The organism is Halorubrum sp. Hd13 (genome assembly GCF_002252755.1).
In the GTDB taxonomy this organism is placed as follows: domain Archaea; phylum Halobacteriota; class Halobacteria; order Halobacteriales; family Haloferacaceae; genus Halorubrum.
On the sequence record NZ_NHOY01000020.1, the window covers coordinates 1 to 18980 of the forward strand.

Below are 18980 nucleotides of genomic sequence, written 5' to 3' on the forward strand. Positions count from 1 at the left end.
CGAGGCTGGGGAGGTGTGAGGCTGCGGTGTGGTTGTGGGCGGGTGGGGCTCAAAGGGGCAGTCTCGAGGGCGACGCTTGACGACGCAAGCACCGCAGGAACGAGCAACGCGAGTGACGAGGAGCGTGGTTCGAGAGAGCTTCGCTCTCTCGTCATCACGAAAGGCGCGGAGCGCCTTTCGAACGACAGCGAGTCACGCGAGCCGTCGCGACTGGGGCTTTGGAGGTGCTCGCCGTCGATCCAGTATGAGCGATTTATAAATGACCACTCGGAACGGCCTCACAGCCACCGGACCGACACCATCGACCGCTTATTTGCCAGTAAGCGCCTCGCTCGCGGGCGCGAAGTCGATCGTCTCTCCCCGACCCGCCTCGCTCGCCCGTTTATAAAGCATATACGCGGCCGCGACCGTCTCGATCCCGGTCCCGCCGGAGTCGAACACGGTGACCTCGTCGTCGCTCGTCCGCCCCGGATGCTCGCCGGCGACGACCTCGCCGAGGTCGGCTGCGACGTGGTCCTCGTCGACGAGCCCCGCCTCGACCGCCGCGAGGAACGAGCCCGCGTCCTGGGTCGCTCGCTCGCGGATGTCGGGGACGTACGTCGCCCGGGCGACCAGCTCGGGCGGGAGCTCGTTCTTCCCCGGCGTGTACTGCCCCATCGCCGTGACGTGGGTGCCGGGCTCGACGTCGGCGTCGTCGACGACGGGGTCGCTCGCGCTCGTCGCCGTGATCACCACGTCGGCGCCGGCGACCGCCTCGCTCGCGCTCGCGACCGCCGTGACATCTGGCTCGATCCGGTCGGCGAACTCCTCGGCGAACGCCTCGCGGTTCTCGACGGTCGGCGAGAAGACGCGGACCGCCTCGAACTCCCGGACAGTCGCGGTCGTCGCGAGCTGGCCCCGGGCCTGCGCGCCGCTCCCGATCACGGCGACCTCCGTCGCGTCTTGGCGGGCGAGCGCGTCGACCGCCGTCGCTCCCGCGGCGCCCGTCTTAAACGGGTTCATCGAGGCGCCGTCGAGCACCGCGAGCGGCTCCCCCGACTCCGCGTCGAACAGCGGGGTCATGAACCACGCGTCGCCCGCGCCGAAGCCCGCGGAGTAGGTGTACCCGCCCATCGCGCCCGTCTCGGGGAGGATCGCGGCGTACGTCGTCAACATGCCGGGCGGGTCGCGGCTGAGCAGTTTCGTCCGCGGCTCCGCGGCCGCGCCCTCACCGATCTGACGGTACGCGTCGCGCACGGCGGCGACGTACTCCGCCGGCTCGGCGAGGTCGTCGACGTCCGCGCTCGCGAGGAACAGCGTCTCGGTCATACCGCCCCTCTCGGGAGCGGGGAACTAAACCGTGCAGGAAAGCGGCACGGAACGCGGCGGCGCCGATCGACGGTCGCACGGGTCGACCGGCGTCCCGCTACCGAGCGGGTCAGTCGGAACCGCCGGCTCCCGATCGACCGGTCCGCGACCGGCCGGTCCGCGAACGGTCGACCGTCCGGTCGATCGAGTCGCCGGCCGACTCGTCGCGAGGGCGATCGGCCTCCCCGGGGACGCCGGTGACCGGGTTCCGGACGAACATCGCGTGGAACATGACGCCCCCCGCGACGAGGGCGCCCCCGGGAAGCGCGGCCGTCAACGACAGTCCGACCAGGTTCAGGACGGCGGTCACACCGATCAACGCGGCCGGAATAAGCCCGAGGACGTAGTCGTAGTACCCAGTCATACTCTACCACGATCTACGACAAAATCACTATTAAATTTTTCTCAGGGTTCGGCGTGACACCTTCGCTGATCATCTTGAAGCTGTGCATAAGTTATGGAAATCATCACCGCGGCAGACGCGGGCCGGCGAACCGCCGATCCGGCGGCTTTCGGACCGGGTTCGAGGCGGTCGGAGAAGCGACGGAATCGGACTGAGAAGGGGATCGGGGCGCGGCGGTCGAACCGCCGGGGCGCGTCTCTATCGGAGCTTGAAGTACAGGGCGCGCCAGCCGCCGAGGAACGCCGACCCCGCCACGAGCATGACGACGGCGAAGCTCAGTTCGGCGCCGCCGCGGAAGACGAACGCGCGGAGCCCGAGTCCGACGACGGCGGCCGGGATCCACGACCGGATCGCGAGCGGCACCGACGACTTCGCCGTCTCCGCGGCGCCGGCGGAGTACGCGCCGACGACCGGCGCGATCAGGGCCCAGGCGATCAGGAACGGCGCGTAGACGCCGGGCAGGTACAGCGGGTTCGCCGTGAGGAACTCGACCGAGGTGTGGTTCAGCGTCCCGATGGTCAACATGACGATCAGCGCGATCAGGTCGCCGACTAGGAGCGGCGCGGCGGCGCGGTCGAGGCGATTCGAGAGGAACGACGAGTCGGCCATGCCGACCACTCCGCGGCGCCCCTACTTTGTACGCACGGATTCGGTCGGGCGGTCGCCGCGCCGGCGAGCGTCGCCCGCCGACCGCCACATCGCCCGCCGACCGCCGTGTCGCCCGCCGCCCGCCGCGTCGTCTACTCGTACAGCGGGTGCTCCTCGCAGAGCTCGACGACCCGCTCGCCGACCTCGTAGATGACGTCGTCGCTGTCGACCTCGTCGACGACGCGGTAGATGAGGTCGCCGACCTCCTCGATCGCCGCCTCGTCGAACCCGCGGGTCGTGAGCCCGGCGGTCCCCGCGCGGATCCCCGAGGGGTTGAACGGCGAGCGCGTCTCGCCGGGGACGGTGTTCCCGTTGAGCACGATGTTCGCGGCCGCCAGCGCGTCCTCGGCGTCGCCGCCCGGCAGGTCCGGGTGCGAGTCGCGGAGGTCGACCAACACGAGGTGGTTGTCGGTGCCGCCGGAGACCAGGGAGAGGCCGTGGCCCTGAAGCGTCTCGGCGAGGGTCTCGGCGTTGTCGACGACCCGTCGCGCGTACTCCTCGAACTCGGGTTCGAGCGCCTCCTTGAACCCCACCGCCTTGCCGGCGACGTTGTGCATGAGCGGACCGCCCTGCCCGCCGGGGAACACCGCCTTGTCGATGTCGTCGGCGTGCTCCGCGTCGCACATCACGATCCCGCCGCGGCCGGCCCGGATCGTCTTGTGGGTCGAGCCGGTGACGAAGTCCGCGACGCCGACCGGCGAGGGGTGGACGCCGGCGGCGACGAGCCCGGTGATGTGCGCGATGTCGGCGAGGTGATAGGCGTCGACCGCGTCGGCCGCGGCCTGGATCTCCTCCCAGTCGACGGTGCGCGGGTACGCGGAGTAGCCGGAGACCACGATGTCGGGCTCGAACTCCTCGGCCGTCTCGCGGAGGTCCTCGTAGTCGATGTACCCGGTCTCGGGGTCGACCTCGTACTGCTCGACATCGTACATCTGCCCGGTGAAGTTCGCGGGGTGACCGTGCGAGAGGTGACCGCCGTGGCTCAGCTCCAGCGAGAGGATCTTGTCGCCCGGGTCGAGCGTCGCGTAGTACACCGCCTGGTTCGCCTGCGTCCCGGAATGGGGCTGGACGTTGACGTGCTCGGCGCCCCACAGCTCCTTCGCGCGCTCGATCGCGAGCTCCTCGACCTCGTCGGCGTACTCGCAGCCGGCGTAGTAGCGCTCACCGGGGTACCCCTCGGCGTACTTGTTCGTGAGGACGCTCCCCTGCGCCTCAAGCACCGCCTCGCTGACGTGGTTCTCGCTGGCGATCATCGCGAGCGTCTGTTCCTGTCTGTCGCGCTCGCCGGCCAGCGCGTCGGCGACCACCGGATCGACCTCTCGGACGTGCTCGTTGTCCATGTACGAATGCCGGTGCGATCGCGCATTAATCCTTCCGTCGCGGCGTCGCTTTCGCGGCTCCCGGGACGGCGTCTCCGCCCCCCACTCCGTCGGACCCGCGATTCCCGCTCCGCCGCGCCCGCGATCCTCGCTCCGCGGGGCCCGCGATCCCCGCTCCGCCGCGCCCGCGATCCTCGCTCCGCGGGGCCCGCGATCCCCGCTCCGCCGCTCTCGGGTCTCTCGCTCGGCCGGACCCGCGACCCGCTCGCCGTTTCGCCCGCGCCCGCGGCGACCCGTTCCGCCGCCCGATCCCGAGCCAGATCGCTGAATCCGCCGTTTTCGGCCGTTTTGGCGGCTGAAAACCCGTTGTTCACTCCTCCAATCCCGTTAATATTAAATAGATATCTGGCTTTTATCCGGGAAGATAGATGGTGTCGAATTTACTGGAGACGGACGTCGAGAACGTCCTCGACACGGCGTTCGCCGGCGACGACGACGAGCTCCTCGTCGTCGACCCGTCCGCGGAGACGATCGTATCGCTCGTCGAGGCGGCGACCGGCCGAGACGACTTACCGACCCTGTCGATGCTGGCGGACGAACGCACGCTGAAGGCGGTGACGGACGACTTCCTCGTCGCGTCGAAGGCCGCCGACCTCGTCGCCGACGGGTCGCTCGGGCTCCGCGTGCTCTCCGCCGACGTCGACAACGCGCTGTTCGTCTCCCCGTCGCGAGTCGTGGTCCTCGTGAGCGCCGGCGAGCACGTCGCCGCGCTCTCGACCGAGGAGGACGACTTCGTCGACGAGGTGTTCGCGACGCACCGCGACGCCTTCGAGGCGGCCGAGACGTACGGGCTCCGGACTCCGGCGCTCAGCCGCGTCCGCGAGACGATGGCCGCCGAGATCGGCGAGGCCACCCGCGACGACTTCGACGCCGTCCTCGCGTCGATGGAGTCGGCGGACGCCGCGCTCGACGAGGTGACCGTCTCGCTGCTCGTCGCCGCGAAGAACGACGTCCTCCTCTACGACATCTCGAAGTGGGGCGAGGACGTCGGGATCGCCTCGAAGGCGACGTTCTCCCGGACGAAGACCCGACTGGAGGACCTCGGTATCATCGACACCGAGAAGGTCCCGATCGACGTCGGTCGACCCCGCCTCCGGCTCAAGCTCGGCGACGAGCGGCTCCACGGCGTCGACGCCGACGAGCTCGCGGCGGTCGCGAGCGACCTGATGGCGTAACCGGGACACCGTCTCCGCCCGCGACGCTCCTACCCGCGGCTTTTTTTCGCTCCTTCGCGTCGACCGGGACATGGACATCGGACTTGTCGGCGAGGGGCCCGCGGTCGACGCCGTCGCGACCGCGCTCGGTGACGTCGACGTGAACGTGATGCCGGTCGAGCCGGGGCTGCTGGACGGCTTCGACCTCGCGGTCGTGGTCGACACCGCCGGGTCGGACGCGTTCGCGGCCGCGAACGACGCCCTCGACCGATGGGTCGGGATCGAGGTCGGCGGCGTCGGCGGCGTCCCGCTCGCCGACGTCGACGCCGCGGTGACCGTCTTCGGCGAGGCCTGCTACGACTGCCTCCGAGCCAGGGTCGCGAGCGGCGGCGCGGAGCCGGCGGACGCCACCCAGGGCCGCCGGTCGGCGGTGCGCTACGCCGGCGCGCTGGCCGGGCGCCGCGTCATCCGGCTGCTCGCCGGCGACCCGGTCGCCGACACGGTCGTCGAGGTGCCGGGCCCGGAGCGGACGCTCCTCCCGGCCCCCGGCTGCGACTGCGGCGACGCCCCCGGCGACGTGCTCCCGCGGGAGCACGCGGACCGCGCCCTCGACGACTCGATCGACCGCGCCGAGCGGGCGGTCGACCCTCGGATCGGCGCGCTCTCGGAGGTGGGCGAGCGTGAGTCGTTCCCGGTGCCGTACTACGTCGCGCGCGTCGCCGACACGACGCCGTTCTCCGACGCGCGGGCCGCCGAGTTCGGCGGCGGCGTCGACGCCGGCTGGGACGCGGCGTTCATGAAGGCGCTCGGCGAGGGGTTAGAGCGGTACGCGGCGGGCGTCTACCGCGAGTCGGCGTTCACGCGCGCGCCGGCAGCGAACGTCCCGAACCCGGTGCCGCCGGACGCGTTCGTCCGTCCCGACGACGCCGAGCCGTACGACCGCGACGACGCCCTCGCGTGGGTGACCGGCGAGGCCCTCGCGACCGGCGAGCCAGCGAGCCTCCCGGCGGAGTTCGTGCAGTTCCCGCCGCCGGAGCGCCGGTACCGGCCCGCGATCACGACCGGGCTCGGCCTGGGGAACTCCGGCCCGGAGGCCGCGCTGTCTGGGCTGTACGAGGCGATCGAGCGCGACGCGACGATGACGAGCTGGTACTCGACGACGGAGCCGCTCGGGCTGGAGGTCGAGGACGCGACGTTCGCCGAGCTGGAGAAGCGCGCGCGGGCCGAGTCGCTCGCGGTGACGCCGCTGCTCGTGACGACCGACGTCGACGTGCCCGTCGTCGCCGTCGGGGTCCACCGCGACGGCGACTGGCCCCGGTTCGCGGCCGGCTCGGGCGCCGACCTCGACCCGGTCGCCGCGGCCCGGAGCGCGCTCGCGGAGGCGCTCCAGAACTGGACGGAGCTCCGGTCGATGGGACCGGAGGCGGCCGCGGAGGAGGGCGCCGCGATCGGACACCACGCCGACTTCCCGGCGGAGACGCGGGCGTTCTTCGACCCGGACGCGAGCGTCTCCGCCGACGCGCTCGGCGAGCCGGAGCTCTCCGGGACCCCGGAGCTGGAGGCCGTCGTCGACCGCGTCGAGACGGCTGGACCGGAACCGTACGTCGCCCGGATCACGACGCGGGACCTCGCCGGGATGGGGTTCGAGGCGGTCCGGGTGCTGGTCCCGGGCGCGCAGCCCCTGTTCACCGGCGAGCCCTTCTTCGGCGACCGCGCCCGCGACGTGCCCCGGTCGATGGGGTTCGAGCCCGACCTGGATCGGACGTACCACCCGTTCCCGTAGCCGGCGGCGTCGCTTCCGCCGTCCGGCGCTCCGTCTGCTTCCGCCGTCCGGCGCTCCGCTCGCCCCCTCCCCGCCTGCCCCACCCGCCCTATTTAAGTCGGTCCCGGCCGCCGACTCTCTCATGGACGTCGTATCCGACGCGGACGTCGAGGCGGTCGAGGCGGTCGACGACGTGTTCCTCACGCAGGGCGCGGTCGGCGAGGACACCAGCATCCAGCGGTTCGTCATCGATCCCGGCGCCGAAGTGCCCGAGCACGACCACCCGCACGAGCAGATCGGCGCGGTCACCGAGGGTGCGCTCACCTTCGTCGTCGACGGGGAGGAGCTGGTCGTCGAGGCGGGCGACACCTACAGCATCCCCGGAGGCGAGCCGCACGGGGCGCGCAACGACGGTGACGAGACGGTCGTGGGGTACGACATCTTCTCGCCGCCCCGCGCGAACCCGGACTGGCAGGAGTCAGTGACCCACGACTGAAGTCGTGGGCTTGTCAGTGGACTCCCCTTCTGTCGTCGAATTGACGGAGGCGATAAATTCGCCGTTCAGGTTCAGCGTCCCTGACTTCAGCGCACACTGACAGGGTGCGCCTCCACTCGAAGACTTCTGCCCCGAGCGGAGACGTTTCAATAGTTTCCGAGCGATGTTCTTGCTCGCGTTGTAGTCCGCATTCAGTTCGTACCCGCACTTTTGACAGACGAACTGGTGTTTCGACCGCCGATTTGTCTCGTGTGTAAATCCGCACTTCGAACACCGCTGACTCGTGTACGCCGGACTCACCTGCTCGACCACGATATCGAGTATCTCTGCTTTGTACTCGACGTACTCGTACAAGCGGCGGAACGCCCACGCGTGGAATCGCTTTGCACCAGCCATCCGCTCGCGAATGTCGGTCAGATTCTCGAACGCGATATGGGTACACTCGTGCTCGCGGGCTTCGTCGAGAATCTGGTTCGAAGCGCGGTGGAGTTCGTCTCGCATCCAGCGGTGTTCGCGGTCGTCCATCGACTGGATCGACAGGTGCGCTGACCGCGTACCCGTCTGTTGCATTGACCCGCGGGCCTTTTCGAACTCGCGGCGTCGATGATTCATCTCGTCGGCGTTCCCGATGAACGCGCCCGTAGAAGTCACGGCGAGCGAGCAGTCCACGTTGAGGTCAACGCCAAGGACTGTTCTGTGCTTGGCGTCAGAAGAAGCAGCCGTGGACTGCTCGTGTCCCTCTGTGGTGCCGCGCATTCGCGCGTGGAGGTAAAACGACTCGGTCGAGCGATCGTACTGGAGCGTGGACATCCGAAACTCGTAGTCTGTGTTCAGCAGGTACTCGCCAATCGGTGTTTCCTCGGGGTCGTCAGGAATTACGTACTGACACTCGACACGCCCGTGTACCGTTGAAAGGGACACGTGGTCGCGGTGGAACGTCGCGGAGCGTTTGTCGTAGACGACGCTCCACGCGTCGAAGTGCGGTTGACTGGTGGTCTCGTCGTTTTTGAGTCGGGCGACACCGCTCTTCGTGGCTTCGATGGCGCGTCGAATCCCTTTCTGAACGAGGTTCGCGGTCAACTCCGTCTCGTTGCGAAGTCGGTCGTAGAGAGCGGTCTCGGCTTTCTGTTTCGAGGTGACACAGTAGTCGGTTGGGTGTCTCCACGCCCAGTCCGCCGTGGTGTTCGCACAGTGGAGGAATTGGTCTTTCGTCTGATGGAGGTCGTCGCACCGCTCGTCGGGCACGTCGAGTTTGACTTTGACGGTGCGGATCACATCCCCCATCTGTGTATCACATTTTAATCTATTCATTTATTAATTCTACGGCTGATCTCGGGGAGTCAGGTTGCTCTCGCTCGTAGTTTGTGACGAGTAGTGGCGGATTCTTCCCACGGCTGAAGCCGTGGGCTTCCTCATTGTTCCTCTGTGAGCGGCGACGCGGTTATTTATAAATAGACGGCGGTGGCGCGTGCCTCCGAGCGCCCATCGGGCGCGAGGGGCACGCGCGAGGGAGTCGCTGGCGCGGAACGCGCCAGCGACGAGGCTGGGGAGGCGTGAGGTGTGGTGCGGTCGCGGTCGGGTGGGACTCAAAGGGGCAGCCGCGAGGGCGAAGCACGGCGCAGTAAGCACCGCAGCGAGGGAGCGCGAGCGACCGACCGAGGAGCACAGCAAGCCGCGCGAGTCCTCGCGGCTGGGGCTTTGGAGTTGTTCATCGTCAGTCCGTGGTCAACGATTTATAAGCGAGCGGCTGGGGCTTCGCTCGTTCCTGCTGTCTCTGAACCGACTGAACCCTACCGAACGCGGTCAGGGGCAACTCCCGCCACTGTCACGCACCCTTTATCAATCGACTCCCAAACGCGGGCAACGATGGCACGCGCGAGCGCCGGCGCCCGGCTCCACTTCGGCTTCTGTAACCTCAGCCTCTCGCACGAGCGGCTGTACGGCGCTCTCGGCCTCGGTCTCGCGGAGCCTCGCGTCGTCGTCGACGCCGAGCCGGCCGGTCGGGTCAGCGTCGAGGCGGCCGACGGGGGCGACGCTCCGTCGACCGACTCCGCCGTCCGCGACGACGTCCTCGGGTACGCCCGCACCGCCGTCGACCTGCTCGGCGTCGACGGCGCGCGCGTCGCCGTCCGCGAGTCGCTGCCGCGCCACGCCGGCCTCGGAAGCGGGACCCAGCTGGCCGCGGCGACGCTCGCGGCGATCGCGGTCGCCCACGGGGAGGAGCCTCGCGTCCGCGAACGCGCCCCGGCGCTCGGTCGCGGCGGGCGATCGGGGGTCGGCGTCGCGACGTTCGAGGCGGGCGGGGTCGTCCTCGACGCCGGCCACCCGACCGCTCGGTTCACGACCGACCGCCCCGCGGACGGCGAGTGGACCGTCCCGCCGGTGGCGGCCCGCCACGACGTCCCCGACGACTGGCGATTCCTGCTCGTGCGCCCCGACGCCGACCCGGGCCGGAACGGGAACGCGGAGGACGACGCGATGCGGACCGCGATCGAGCGCGCGGAGCCCGGGCTCGCCGACCGGATCGGCGGGATCGTCACGCGGCGAGCGCTCCCCGCGGTCGCGACCGGGAACGCCGAGCGGTTCGGCGCGGCGGTCGCGGAGATCGGCCGGCTCAACGGCGCGTGGTACGCCGACGAACAGGGCGGCGTCTACCGGCCGCCCGTCGGCGACGTGGTGGCGTCGCTGTCGGCGTCCGCGTCGGTGTTCGGCGCGGGGCAGTCCTCCTGGGGCCCGACCGTGTACGGCGTCACGGACGCCGCCAACGCCGACGCCGCGGCGGCGGCGGGCGAGCGCGCGCTCGACGAGGCGGGCGTGGCAGGATCGGTCGCGGTCGTCCGCGCGGCCGAGGGCGGGGCGCGGCTGACCGACTGACCGAGCCGTCGCCGTCCCCGCGGCTCTCCGGTCGCCGGCGACACCCCCACACGAGCAACAACACTAAGCGGGGCGGCGACCCCGTACGGGACATGACGAGCGTTCCGTTCGGCGTCGCCCGCCTCGACTCGATCCTCGGCGGCGGCGCGCCGCCGGGCAACGTCGTGCTGCTCGCCGGCGAGTCCGGGGCGGGCGCGCGCGAGTTCCTGTACACCAGCGCGGCGATGAACGCCCTCGGGCGCGCCGACGCGGAGCTGTTCGACCTCTACTACGGCGACCTCCCGGCGGACGCCGCGCTCCCCGACGAGGTCCACTACCTGTCTTTCACCGCGGACACGGACGCGCTCACCCGGGAGATGCGGTTCACGATGGCCGACGAGATCGTCGACGCCGCGATCGGCGAGATCGATTTCCGGGACCTCTCGCCGGAGTACTTCCAGCTGAGCCCGATCCCCCGCGACTGGTACGAGGACGAGACGGCGTCGATCACCGAGCTGGGCGACCGCGGGGAGTACGAGGACGTGCTCACGGCGTTCGGCGACTACCTCTCGGCGAACGCCGACGGCAGCTTAGTCTGCATCGACTCCGTCACCGACCTCGTCTCGATGGTCGACGAGGACACGAAGTGGAGCGACGTGTCGATGGTGATGAAGGGGCTCAAGAAGGCCGCCTACCAGTGGGGCGGGCTCATCCTCGTGTTGGTGAACACCGACTCGCTCACCGACCGGGAGTTCGGCGCCCTGATGGACGCCGCCGGCGGCACGCTCCAGTTCACGTGGGAGAGCGGCGGCTCCCAGCGCGCCCGGACCATGTTCGTCCGCGAGTTCCGCGGCGTCCTCTCTCGACTGGAAGCGGAGAACATCGTCCGGTTCGAGACCGAGATCCACGAGGGCGGATTCGACATCAGCGACGTTCGGAAGATCCGGTGATGGGACTGGACGGGAGGGGAGGCCTAAATGTGACTGAATGGGACGTGACGGAACGGGACAGGACGTGACGGAACGGGACAGGACGTGACGGAACGGGACAGGACGTGACGGAACGGGACAGGACACGTGACGGAACGGGACAGAACGGGACGCGAACCGCGCTCCGGTCTCACCGCTAACTATCGTTTCAGAGAATGACGCGACAGATTACTTAAGTCTCCCCGTTAAACAGAGCATAATGGCGGGGGACCTTCGATGAGCGACCTCGATCCGGCCGATAGGACGGTCGACGCCGCGACCGAGGCCGCCGCCGACGAGACCGGCGTCGACCGCGAGGAGCTGCTGAAGCGCGCGATCGTCGCGCTCGCGGAAGAGGAGGGGATCGACGTGCCGGACCGCGAGGAGGTCGCCGCGATCGAGTCGCGGCTCGACGACCTCGACGCCGAGGTCGACGAGAAGGTCGAGGACCTCCGAGAGCGCTTCGTCGAGCTCTACCGCGACCTGGAGGCGAAGGCGCCGGCCGACCACGCGCACGCCGAGACGGCGGAGCGGCTGGACGCGATCGCGGCCGACCTCGAACGGACCGCGGAGCGACTCGACGAACTCGAAGCGGACGCGGCGGCTCGGTCGACCGTTGACGAGGCGGTCGAGGGACGGGTCGACGACCTCGACGACCGGCTGGCCGGCGTCGAGGGCCGCGTGGAGGACCTCGCGGATCCGGAGGACACCGTCGACGCGGACGACGTCGAAGAGCTCGACGACAAGCTCTCCCGCGTCGCGAGCGCGGTCGTCAGGGTCCGGCGTCGGCTGGAGGCGGCCGAGCGCGACCGCGCCGACCGCGAGCGCCTCGACGCGCTGACGGCGACCGCCAACCGCGACGGGGTCCGGAAGGCGGCCTGCACCGACTGTCGAGAGACCGTCGATATCGGACTGTTGACGGCCCCCGAATGCCCGCACTGCGGGGAAGAGTTCGCCGAGCTGGAGCCGAACCCCGGCTTCCTCGGCACCTCGCGGCTCGTCGTCGGGGAGCAGCCCGCCCTCGACGGCGACGTCGACGACGCGACGGGCGGCGTGAGCACCCGCGACGGCGGAGGAAGCCGATGAGCGACGAGAGCAACGGTCGGGCGGGGGACGCGGACGCGGGCGGGGAGGGCGACCCGTTCGACTCCCTCGACGAGCCCGCTACCGATACTGACGAGCCCGCGACCGATGTCGACGATCCGTTCGCAGACCTCGGCGCGGGCGTCGCGGGAGACGACCCGGACGAGGGAGCCACCGTCGACTCCGTCGACGACCACGTCGAGCGGGGCCCCGTCGACCCCGACCCTGTCGATCTCGGGTCCGACTCGTCTCCGCCCGGAGACGCCTCCGGCACGCGGCGCGACGACCCCTTCGACGAGCTCGGTCCCGCCGACTCCGGGGCCGACCTCGACGACGCGTTCGAGCGGATGGACGTCGCCGGCCCGGCCGAGGAAGACGTCTGGGAGTCCCTCGACGCGGACGCGGAGGATGGCGACGCGTTCGGAGACGCGGCGTTCGTCTCCGGCGGCGGAGAAACCGAACACGTCGTCTCCAAGCGGACGTACTGCCAGCAGTGCCCGCACTTCACCTCGCCGCCCGAGGTGGCGTGCGCGCACGAGGGGACGAGCATCCTCGAGGCAGTCGGCTTCGACGAGTTCCGCGTGCGGAACTGCCCGATGGTCTCCGAAGAGGACCCGACGTTCGACTCGGGCGAGTGAACTGAAACCAGTTACGCCGACGCCGAGCGATCCCGGCAACGGTTTCTGAACACTCTCAAGCGCCTTCGGCGCGAGTCGGCTTACATCGTGGGAATCGTCGAGGCGACGCGCCGGCGCGGGATCGAGTTCGGCCCGGGATCGCTCACCGGGGCGATAGGGGATTCGATTACCGTTATCCCGCTCGTGGTCGCGCTGGCGCTGCTGACCGGCGCGTCGCTGCCGCACGCGCTCGCCGGCTTCGGCGTCTTCCAGATCGTCTGGGGGGTCCGGTACGGACTGCCGGTGTCCGTCGAGCCGATGAAGGCGCTGGCGGCGCTGGCGATCGCGGGCGCGTTGACGTACGCCGAGCTCGCGCTCGCCGGGCTGATCCTCGGAGGGCTCCTCCTTGCGATCGGGCTCACGGGGACGCTCGCGCGGGTGGAGCGCTGGATCGGCGAGCCGGTGATCCGCGGGGTGCAGCTCGCGGTCGGGCTGATCCTCCTACAGACCGGGGTCGACCTCGCGATCGGCGACCCATTCCTCGCGGCCGTCGGCGTGGCGATCGCCGCGCTCGCGGCCCTCGCCGGTCACCGAACGGCGAGCGCGCTCGCGGTGGCGGTCGCGGGCGTCGCGATCGCGGTCGTGGCCGTCGGCGTGCCGGCGCCGCAGTGGCCCGGGGCGCCGCCGACCCCGTCGCCGTCGGGGCTCGCCGCGGCGGTCACCCGGTCGACCGCAGACGGGGTCGTCGCGCAGCTCGCGATGACGATCGGCAACGCCGCGCTCGCGACGTCGCTCCTCTTCGCCGACCTGTTCGACGCCGAGGTGACGCCGGACGAGCTGTCGGCGAGCATGGGCGCGACGAACCTGCTCGCGGTGCCGCTCGGCGGGATCCCGATGTGTCACGGCTGCGACGGCGTCGCCGGCAAGCACGCGTTCGGCGCGCGCACCGGCGGCGCGAACGTCGTCCTCGGCGTCGGCTACCTCCTCGCCGTCCCGTTCGCGACGCCCGGCCTCCTCGGCGCGTTCCCGGTGGCGATGCTCGGCGCGCTCCTTGCGATCGTCGCCGTCTCGCTCGCGCGCAACGCCCTCGACTCCGAGAACGTCGCGCTCTCGGTCGCGATCGGTCTCGTCGCGTTGGCGACGAACCTCGGCGTCGCGTTCCTGCTCGGGATCGTCGCCCACCTCGCGTGGGAGCGCGTCGGAGACACCGGCGACGACTGATAAATGAACGGCGGTGCGGCGGCGCGTGCCGCCGAGCGCCCTGATAAGGGCGCGAGGGGCACGCGCGAGGGAGTCGCTGGCGCGGAACGCGCCAGCGACGAGGCTGGGGAGGCGTGAGGTTCGGTGCCGTGCGGTCGGGCGGGACTCAAAGGGGCAGTCGCGAGGCGGGCGCAGGCGACGGAAGCACTGGAAGGAGCGAGCACCGCGAGCGACTGAAGCGCGCAACGAGCGTGCGTCCGCCTCGCGGCTGGGGCTTTGGAAGCGTTCACCGTTGAGTGGGAAACACTCACGTATCGCCGAGCGGCTGGGGCTTTGGAAGCGTTCACCGCGCCGTCGACACCGACTGTTTTTAAGCGAACAGCATACGCGTACCGAGCGCAGTCAGGAGAGCTAAACCGCTCGATACCCTACTGAGATACATATATGCAGTTCTGTGACGACTGCGGCTCGATGATGGTCTCCGTCGACGGCGAGATGGTGTGTCAGAGCGACGACTGCGGCGGCACCGCCGAGCGCGACGAGGCGCTCGCCGCCGACTTCGAGTCGACCACGGAACAGACCGGCGACGAGGTGATCGAGACGGAGGAGGGCGCGAACTTCGAGGGGAAGCCGACCGCGACCGACGTGGTCTGCGACGAGTGCGGCCACGGCGAGGCGTGGTACACGATCAAACAGACCGGCGCCGCCGACGAACCGCCGACGCGCTTCTTCAAGTGCAAGGAGTGCGGGCGTCGCTGGCGCGGCTACAACTGAGACGGAACGCCGACCGGGCGTCGGACGGACGCCGACCGGACCGGTCTACGGGTCGATCCGCTCTATCGCGAAACTGCTGTGGCCGTGCGTTTCCAGCGACAGGTGCGTCAGCTTCATCTCGTACTCGACGCAGAACTCGTGAACCGCGGCGATGACGCCGTACCACCGCCCCGCGGGGACGTCGCCGAGGCAGTAATCGTGTCCGGCGATGACGCCGTCGGATTTCACTTTCTCCCTGGCGATCTCCAGTTCCCTCTGTGTCTGCTCGTACGTGTGGGTGGTGTCGATGTACACCCAGTCGAAGAAGCCGTCCTCGAAGCGGTCGAGCGCGACGTCCGGCCGCTCCGGCAGGACTTCCACGGTTCCGTCCGCGATCCGGTCCGCGTATCTGTTTTCCACCTCCTCCACGCTCCGGTCACTGAACTCCTTCGACCCCCAGACGTCGATCAGGTACAGTTCGTCGGGGTCCGTTATCGAGAGAATCTTCTCGGAGAGATCCCCCTCGTCTGTCCCCAACTCCGCGACTCGTCCGCCCCGCGGGAACGCTTCCAGCATGTCCTCTCGAGCCGGGACGACCTCGGCGTCTCGGACGTGTTCCTCCGAGAGCGTCTCGGGGACGGAGTCCCTCGCGTGAGGGGTCTTGACCCGATCCGGTTCGTAATATATCGAGGCGTACGCGCCCTTCAGTAAGGGATAGGCTCGCGCCGGTACGAGATCCGCGACCCGCCCCTTCAGTTCATCGAGAAGTGTTCTCACGGGTCACGATCGTCGTCTGTAGCGGGCTTATAATTGCCCCTTCGTTCACCGGGCGACACCGACGGTCGGTCCCGCACGGGACACCGTCGCTTCGGGCGGGCGATCTACCGTCGCTCGTCGTATCGGATCGGTAGCGATTCGACGCCGTAGATGAACGAACTTCGCGTCGGCTCGAGGGGCGTCTCCGTGAGCCGCACGCGATCGACGCGGTCGAGTAGCTCCGAGAGCCCGACTTTGGCCTCGAGCCGAGCGAGCGGTGCCCCCAGACAGTAATGGGTGCCGTGGCCGAACGCGATATGCTGGTTGGGCGAGCGGTCAGGTCGGAACGTGTCGGCTGCGTCGAACCGGCGTTCGTCGCGGTTCGCGGAGCCGATCCAAGCGATGACCCGGTCGCCCGCTTCGATGGTCTCGCCGCGCATGGTCACGTCCTCTGTAGCGACCCGGCTCATGGCCTGCACCGGCGACCGGTATCGCAGCACTTCCTCGACGGCGCTCGTGAGCGCGCGGTCGTCCCCGCGCAACTCGTCGACCAGATCCGGGTCCGCCTCGGCGAAACACCGCACCGCGTTCGCGATGAGGTTCGTCGTCGTGATGTTCCCCGCGACGAGCAGCAGGATGCACATCCCGAGCGCCTCCTCGCGGGAGAGCCGTCCCCCCGCGTCGGACTCGGCAGTGACGATAACGGAGAGCAGATCGTCTTGCGGGTTCTCGCGGCGATCTTCGATCATTTCCAGGAAGTACTGGGCCATCTCCATCTGGGTCTGCTGCTGGCGTTCGGCGAAGGCGTCCGCGCCCTCATCGTCGCTTGCGGCCTCCACGATCGTGTCCGACCACGTCTTGAACCGGTCGCGGTCCGACGGCGGGACTCCGAGCAGTTCGGCGATCACCGTCACCGGGAACGGGTACGCGAGGTCCTCGACGACGTCCATCTCTCCGTGGGTCCCGACGGCATCGTCGAGCAACTCGCCCGCCAGCTCTCGGAAGTGGGGTTCGCGGTCGGCGAGCGTCCGCGGTTGGAACCACTCGTCGACGACACCTCGGAGTTCGTCGTGGCGGGGCGGGTCCTCGAACAACATCGTGTCGAGGATCAACCCCTCCCCCGGTCCTTCGGGTTCGACGAAGTCGTCCGCCTCCCGAGGGTCCGCCGAGAACACGTCGTCGTCGTCCAACACGCGCTTCACGTCCTCGTACCGGAAGACGTCCCACGTTCGACGGTCGGGATCGTACCGGACTGGCGACCGTTCGCGCATCCGCTCGTACCAGTCGAAGGGATCCAGCCACGACTCGCGGTCCTGTAGTTCTTCGGGGACGGCTTGGAGTCCTTGGGGACCTGCCGAACTCATACCCATGGCCTTGGGGACGAACGGAATAAAAATCTCGGGCGAGGGGCTCGTCGCACCGCGGCGGTTTCCGACTAACCTCTATTCACCGTCAGCCACCAGCCGCGGCTCGAAGAACGCCGCTACCGCCTCACCCACGTCCCCCGAGCGCCCCACGAAGAAGTGGTCCGATTCGAACGTTTTCGTCTCGATTCCCAGTTCCTTCGCCCGCTCGACGACCGGCTCCCAGTCCGCCGTCGAGTCGCGGGTCGCGTACAGGACCTGCGTCGGCACGCTGAGGTCGACGAGGTCGTCGAGCGCCGCGACCGCGTCCACGTCGGGATTCAGCCGAGCGGTCGGCGCGAGCGCGCAGACGCCGGCGAGACCGGGGCGCGAGGCGGCCGTCACGAGCGCGACCGCCGCCCCGAACGAGAAGCCGAACAAGCCTACCCGCTCGTAGCGCTCGGCCGCCCACGCGACCGCGTTGTCGGCGTCCGTGCTCTCGCCGTACCCCTCGTCCCAGTCGCCGTAGTCGAACCGGAGGCAGTCGATCCCGCGGCCGGTCAGCGCGTCGCTCACGGCGGTCAGTCGTTCGTCGCCGCGGCGGCCGCGCTGCTGCGGGTGCGGGGGACAGGCGACGACGACCGCGTCGGCGCGACTCCCGTCGCTCGCGGCGGTGTCGAGCGTGGCTCGAACGTCGCGGCCGCCGGGGATGAGGACGGTTTCGCTCACGGGCGCAGGGGTAGGGGCGGATGCACCGCCGCGTCAGGGAACCTGCGTCACGCGGTCGACGTTATCGAGCGCGGTCAGGTCCGCGGCGAGCGCCTCCTGATCGACGCCGGCCTCGTAGTAGAACACCAGGTCGAAGGTGCCGTCACGGAGGAGCTGCTGGCACTCCCAGACGAACTCCTCGCCGTCGAGGGTGAGCCCCTGGAACTGGTTCGACGAGAAGTTCGTGTCGTCGTTGCCGGCCTCGATGTACGCCTCGCCCTTGTCGGCGTGGTCGGCGATGACGTCGTTGGCGGCGACCGTGAGATCGTGCATCTCCAAGTCCTCCTGGCCGCCGAGCGTCGTGTGGACGATACAGCCAAGAAGCTCGATGTCGCCCGGTTCCAGCAGGGCCTTCGTCCGCGTGTAGAGGTCGGAGTCGACGGTTTCGCTCATACCCGTTCGTTCCGGCTCCGGTGATAAACGGGTGACGGTTCACACGTTCGGCACCTCTCCGGGCGGCGAGCGGGCACGCCGAGGACTCAGTCCCGCAGGCGAACGATCGCACAGTCGTCTCCCTCGTCCACGTCGACCAGCCCGTCGTCGGCGAGGTCGTCGACGAGCCCGCGGAGCCACTCTCGCCCGTGCTCGCCGTCGGGCGCGTAGTCGACCCGGATCCGGGGTCCGAGATCGTCGAGCGGCAGCTCGTCGTACTCGCCGAGCGTCCGGACCACGCGCCCGCGGAACTGCCGCCGGCTCCCCTCGAAGCTCGGCTGCTCGGGCACGTCGGGCGCGGTGAAGTCGCCGGTCTCGTACGCGTGACACCACCCCCGCCACGGGCAGCCCGCCTCGTCGCAGCGCGGGGTCGTGCCGCAGGCGACGCCGCCGAGCTCCATGATCGCGTTGTTCCACACGCGGGACTCGCCGTCGGGCATGACCCGCGAGGCGACCCGACCGAACGCCGCGTCGTCGTCCGGCACCGCGAACGCGCGGTGGAGGACGCGCTTCACGTTGGTGTCGACGACCGCGTCGCCGTCGTTGAACGCGAACGACGCCACCGCGTTCGCGGTGTACGGGCCGACGCCCATCAGCTCCTGCAGTTCGCCGGGCGATTGCGGGAACTCGCCGCCGTACTCCTCCTCGACCTGTCCGGCCGCCTCGTGGAGGTACTTCGCGCGGTTGTTGTAGCCGAGCGAGTGGTCGGACCAGAACGCGACCACGTCGCCGCGGTCGGCGGCGGCGAGGTCGACCGTCGTCGGCCACTCGTCGAGGAAGTCCTCCCACGCGGGGACCACCCGATCGAGCTGCGTCTGCTGGCTCATCACCTCGCTGACGAGGACCGCGTAGGGGTCCTCGGTGCGCCGCCACGGGAAGTCGCGGTGGTCGGCCTCGTACCACTCCACGAGCGCCTCGCGGACCGCGCCGAGGTCGGCCGGCAGTTCGGGGGCGTCGCCCTCGGCGAGCCCCTCCGTGCCGCCCCCCTCTCCCGCGGTCGCGTCCGAATCGCTCATTA

The 18980-nt window shown here is 69.7% G+C and carries 19 protein-coding genes; 9 read left to right on the top strand and 10 right to left on the bottom strand.

The window, feature by feature from the left end; genetic code table 11:
• Positions 1-309: 309 nt before the first annotated feature.
• The 4 genes from DJ81_RS02725 to glyA form a co-directional block, all read right to left on the bottom strand.
• A complete protein-coding gene (locus DJ81_RS02725; RefSeq protein ID WP_094588333.1) occupies positions 310-1308 on the bottom strand; it encodes an ornithine cyclodeaminase family protein in 999 nt (332 codons plus the stop codon).
• 109 nt (positions 1309-1417) lie between these two features.
• Complete coding sequence (locus DJ81_RS02730) at positions 1418-1711, bottom strand: hypothetical protein (RefSeq protein WP_094588336.1); 294 nt, start codon at positions 1709-1711, stop codon at positions 1418-1420.
• Between the two features lie 237 nt (positions 1712-1948).
• On the bottom strand, positions 1949-2359 hold the full coding sequence (locus tag DJ81_RS02735; protein ID WP_094524073.1) for a DUF3054 domain-containing protein: 411 nt from the start codon (positions 2357-2359) through the stop codon (positions 1949-1951).
• A gap of 131 nt (positions 2360-2490) precedes the next feature.
• The gene (gene glyA / locus DJ81_RS02740; protein WP_094588338.1) at positions 2491-3738 is read right to left on the bottom strand and encodes a serine hydroxymethyltransferase; all 1248 of its coding nucleotides are present in this window, start codon (positions 3736-3738) and stop codon (positions 2491-2493) included.
• Positions 3739-4145: 407 nt separating this feature from the next.
• Here glyA and tbsP point away from each other — a divergent pair, with 407 nt between their 5' ends.
• The 3 genes from tbsP to DJ81_RS02755 all read left to right on the top strand — a co-directional run bounded on the left by tbsP (position 4146) and on the right by DJ81_RS02755 (position 7189).
• A complete protein-coding gene (tbsP, locus tag DJ81_RS02745) occupies positions 4146-4952 on the top strand; it encodes a transcriptional regulator TbsP (RefSeq protein ID WP_094524070.1) in 807 nt (268 codons plus the stop codon).
• A gap of 70 nt (positions 4953-5022) precedes the next feature.
• Positions 5023-6714, top strand: a complete 1692-nt coding sequence (locus DJ81_RS02750; protein ID WP_094524069.1) for a YcaO-like family protein — start codon at positions 5023-5025, stop codon at positions 6712-6714.
• 121 nt (positions 6715-6835) lie between these two features.
• On the top strand, positions 6836-7189 hold the full coding sequence (locus tag DJ81_RS02755) for a cupin domain-containing protein (protein ID WP_094588340.1): 354 nt from the start codon (positions 6836-6838) through the stop codon (positions 7187-7189).
• Here DJ81_RS02755 and DJ81_RS02760 read toward each other — a convergent pair.
• Positions 7172-8473, bottom strand: coding sequence for an RNA-guided endonuclease TnpB family protein (locus DJ81_RS02760; RefSeq protein ID WP_094588342.1), 1302 nt, complete (start codon positions 8471-8473; stop codon positions 7172-7174). The genes DJ81_RS02755 and DJ81_RS02760 overlap by 18 nt on opposite strands.
• A 582-nt stretch (positions 8474-9055) precedes the next feature.
• On the opposite strand from DJ81_RS02760, the gene DJ81_RS02765 reads away from it, so the two are divergent.
• The 6 genes from DJ81_RS02765 to DJ81_RS02790 all read left to right on the top strand — a co-directional run bounded on the left by DJ81_RS02765 (position 9056) and on the right by DJ81_RS02790 (position 14684).
• A complete protein-coding gene (locus DJ81_RS02765; protein ID WP_094588344.1) occupies positions 9056-10063 on the top strand; it encodes a beta-ribofuranosylaminobenzene 5'-phosphate synthase family protein in 1008 nt (335 codons plus the stop codon).
• Between the two features lie 92 nt (positions 10064-10155).
• Complete coding sequence (locus tag DJ81_RS02770; RefSeq protein WP_094525235.1) at positions 10156-10992, top strand: HTR-like protein; 837 nt, start codon at positions 10156-10158, stop codon at positions 10990-10992.
• Between the two features lie 255 nt (positions 10993-11247).
• On the top strand, positions 11248-12096 hold the full coding sequence (locus DJ81_RS02775; protein ID WP_094588346.1) for a hypothetical protein: 849 nt from the start codon (positions 11248-11250) through the stop codon (positions 12094-12096).
• On the top strand, positions 12093-12731 hold the full coding sequence (locus tag DJ81_RS02780; RefSeq protein WP_094588348.1) for a hypothetical protein: 639 nt from the start codon (positions 12093-12095) through the stop codon (positions 12729-12731). Before DJ81_RS02775 ends, DJ81_RS02780 begins: the two co-directional genes overlap by 4 nt.
• Positions 12732-12818: 87 nt before the next feature.
• Positions 12819-13931: a putative sulfate/molybdate transporter gene (locus DJ81_RS02785; protein ID WP_094588350.1), complete on the top strand. Its 1113-nt coding sequence runs from the start codon at positions 12819-12821 to the stop codon at positions 13929-13931.
• 423 nt (positions 13932-14354) lie between these two features.
• Positions 14355-14684 carry a transcription factor S gene (locus DJ81_RS02790; protein WP_094525670.1) on the top strand — a complete coding sequence of 110 codons (330 nt, stop codon included), beginning with the start codon at positions 14355-14357 and terminating at the stop codon, positions 14682-14684.
• A 45-nt stretch (positions 14685-14729) separates the two neighbouring features.
• Here the strand turns inward: DJ81_RS02790 and DJ81_RS02795 are convergent, their stop codons facing one another.
• From DJ81_RS02795 to DJ81_RS02815, 5 genes are all read right to left on the bottom strand, one after another.
• A complete protein-coding gene (locus DJ81_RS02795) occupies positions 14730-15440 on the bottom strand; it encodes a class I SAM-dependent methyltransferase (protein ID WP_094588352.1) in 711 nt (236 codons plus the stop codon).
• Positions 15441-15544: 104 nt separating this feature from the next.
• Positions 15545-16783 (bottom strand): cytochrome P450, encoded by a 1239-nt coding sequence (locus tag DJ81_RS02800; RefSeq protein WP_094525674.1) that lies wholly within the window; start codon positions 16781-16783, stop codon positions 15545-15547.
• A 78-nt stretch (positions 16784-16861) separates the two neighbouring features.
• The gene (locus DJ81_RS02805) at positions 16862-17491 is read right to left on the bottom strand and encodes a dienelactone hydrolase family protein (RefSeq protein ID WP_094557799.1); all 630 of its coding nucleotides are present in this window, start codon (positions 17489-17491) and stop codon (positions 16862-16864) included.
• Between the two features lie 33 nt (positions 17492-17524).
• Positions 17525-17923: a DUF5778 family protein gene (locus tag DJ81_RS02810; protein WP_094525678.1), complete on the bottom strand. Its 399-nt coding sequence runs from the start codon at positions 17921-17923 to the stop codon at positions 17525-17527.
• 86 nt (positions 17924-18009) lie between these two features.
• Entirely contained in the window at positions 18010-18978 is a 969-nt protein-coding gene (locus tag DJ81_RS02815) for an A/G-specific adenine glycosylase (RefSeq protein WP_094588354.1), read from the bottom strand.
• Between the last annotated feature and the right edge of the window lie 2 nt (positions 18979-18980).

Bases quoted from the DNA above. Each gene is read 5' to 3' on its own strand.
- DJ81_RS02725 (WP_094588333.1), bottom strand. From the start codon at position 1,308: ATGACCGAGACGCTGTTCCTCGCGAGCGCGGACGTCGACGACCTCGCC.
- DJ81_RS02730 (WP_094588336.1), bottom strand. From the start codon at position 1,711: ATGACTGGGTACTACGACTACGTCCTCGGGCTTATTCCGGCCGCGTTG.
- DJ81_RS02735 (WP_094524073.1), bottom strand. From the start codon at position 2,359: ATGGCCGACTCGTCGTTCCTCTCGAATCGCCTCGACCGCGCCGCCGCG.
- glyA (WP_094588338.1), bottom strand. From the start codon at position 3,738: ATGGACAACGAGCACGTCCGAGAGGTCGATCCGGTGGTCGCCGACGCG.
- tbsP (WP_094524070.1), top strand. From the start codon at position 4,146: ATGGTGTCGAATTTACTGGAGACGGACGTCGAGAACGTCCTCGACACG.
- DJ81_RS02750 (WP_094524069.1), top strand. From the start codon at position 5,023: ATGGACATCGGACTTGTCGGCGAGGGGCCCGCGGTCGACGCCGTCGCG.
- DJ81_RS02755 (WP_094588340.1), top strand. From the start codon at position 6,836: ATGGACGTCGTATCCGACGCGGACGTCGAGGCGGTCGAGGCGGTCGAC.
- DJ81_RS02760 (WP_094588342.1), bottom strand. From the start codon at position 8,473: ATGGGGGATGTGATCCGCACCGTCAAAGTCAAACTCGACGTGCCCGAC.
- DJ81_RS02765 (WP_094588344.1), top strand. From the start codon at position 9,056: ATGGCACGCGCGAGCGCCGGCGCCCGGCTCCACTTCGGCTTCTGTAAC.
- DJ81_RS02770 (WP_094525235.1), top strand. From the start codon at position 10,156: ATGACGAGCGTTCCGTTCGGCGTCGCCCGCCTCGACTCGATCCTCGGC.
- DJ81_RS02775 (WP_094588346.1), top strand. From the start codon at position 11,248: ATGAGCGACCTCGATCCGGCCGATAGGACGGTCGACGCCGCGACCGAG.
- DJ81_RS02780 (WP_094588348.1), top strand. From the start codon at position 12,093: ATGAGCGACGAGAGCAACGGTCGGGCGGGGGACGCGGACGCGGGCGGG.
- DJ81_RS02790 (WP_094525670.1), top strand. From the start codon at position 14,355: ATGCAGTTCTGTGACGACTGCGGCTCGATGATGGTCTCCGTCGACGGC.
- DJ81_RS02800 (WP_094525674.1), bottom strand. From the start codon at position 16,783: ATGAGTTCGGCAGGTCCCCAAGGACTCCAAGCCGTCCCCGAAGAACTA.
- DJ81_RS02810 (WP_094525678.1), bottom strand. From the start codon at position 17,923: ATGAGCGAAACCGTCGACTCCGACCTCTACACGCGGACGAAGGCCCTG.
- DJ81_RS02815 (WP_094588354.1), bottom strand. From the start codon at position 18,978: ATGAGCGATTCGGACGCGACCGCGGGAGAGGGGGGCGGCACGGAGGGG.